The organism is Pseudomonas sp. 2,4-D (assembly GCF_030418155.1).
In the GTDB taxonomy this organism is placed as follows: Bacteria; Pseudomonadota; Gammaproteobacteria; order Pseudomonadales; family Pseudomonadaceae; genus Aquipseudomonas; species Aquipseudomonas alloputida.
On record NZ_JAUHUI010000085.1, the window covers coordinates 1 to 1,362 of the forward strand.

The 1,362-nt window shown below is 53.0% G+C and carries 1 protein-coding gene; it reads right to left on the reverse strand.

What is annotated here, in order from left to right; genetic code table 11:
- Nucleotides 1–1,341 (reverse strand): IS3 family transposase gene (locus QYE47_RS27200; RefSeq protein ID WP_110159977.1). Its coding sequence is split into 2 segments (ribosomal slippage), with 1,339 coding nucleotides annotated over them: nt 1–865 and nt 868–1,341; the frame shifts between segments, so codons are not numbered across the junction. This gene is flagged as partial in the annotation.
- Nucleotides 1,342–1,362 lie beyond the last annotated feature (21 nt).

The window sequence follows — 1,362 nt, forward strand, 5'->3', positions numbered from 1 at the left end:
GAGCCCTGTATTCCACAGGGCTCAGGCCATTGAGTCTCAGCTTGATGCGATCATGGTTGTAGTAGTGAATGTACTCATCCAGACCCGCTCTCAGCTCATCAATGCTCTCGAAACGCTTCAGGTAGAAAAACTCAGATTTGAGCGTGCCGAAGAAGCTTTCCATGGCCGCATTGTCCAGGCAATTGCCTTTTCGAGACATGCTCTGCTTTACCCCGCATTCGCTTAGCTTACGGCGGTATTGCGCCTGCTGGTAATGCCATCCCTGATCCGAATGCAGCACGAGCTTCGGTTTCTCTCCCAGGCAATCGAGCGCTTTGCCAAGCATGTTCCCAACCAGGCTATAGCACGGGCGGCTGGCCATTTCGTAGGCCACGATTTCGCCGTTGTACAAATCCATCACGGGCGACAGGTAAAGCTTCTGTTGAGCTACTTTGAACTCGGTTACGTCGGTCACCCACTTCTGGTTTGGGCGTTGAGCAACAAAATTTCGCTCCAGCACATTCGCTGCCACTTTACCGACGGTACCTCGATAGGAGCGGTATTTCTTGGGGCGCACTACTGATTTCAATCCCTGCTCAGCCATCAGCCGTTCAATGACCTTCTTGTTCACCCGCTTTTCCTTCCTGATTACGAGTGCGATACGGCGATAACCATAAAGCCCTTTCTGCTCGTGGTAGACGCGATGCACCAATGCCTTGAGCTCAGCATGCCGATCTGGCTTCTGCTGAGCTTTGAGCTGGTAGTAGAAGGTGCTGCGCGCCAGCTCGACCAGTTGAAGGAGGTCAGGCAAAGGAAATCTGCGCTTGAGTTTGGAAACGATCAGGACTTTTTCCCGCGTGTTCGTTCCTTTTCCTCGCGCAGAGCCTTGAGCTCCTTTAGGACAGCGTTCTCCATGCGCAGGTACTCAAGTTCAGCCATCAGCTGATCTCGAGACTTCTGATCATCACTGGTATCGGTGGGTTTGACAGGCTTGATCTTCTTCGACACGTCGATTGGCTTTCTTGGCTTAATGGCAGTAGAGGGTGCAGGACTGCCACTGTAGTACTGCCGCTGCCAAATGCCTATCTGAGAGGACTGCCCAAGACCAAAATGGGCAGCGGTCTGGCGCAGTGAAAGCCGATGCTCGTGCATGTAGCTAAGCACCTGCTGCTTGAAATCACTGCTATAGCGCCGCCCATGCGAGCCTGGACCAATGCCATTATTGGCCTGATATCTGGCCACCCAGCGTCGAAGCAGACTGAAATCGATACCTAAGTGTTGAGCCACCTTTCGGAAACCGTTGCTGCCGTCCAGGTAGGCTGTGATCGCTGTGAGCTTGAATTGCTCGGTGTACTTACCCATAGATCCCCCAAGGGTTGGATT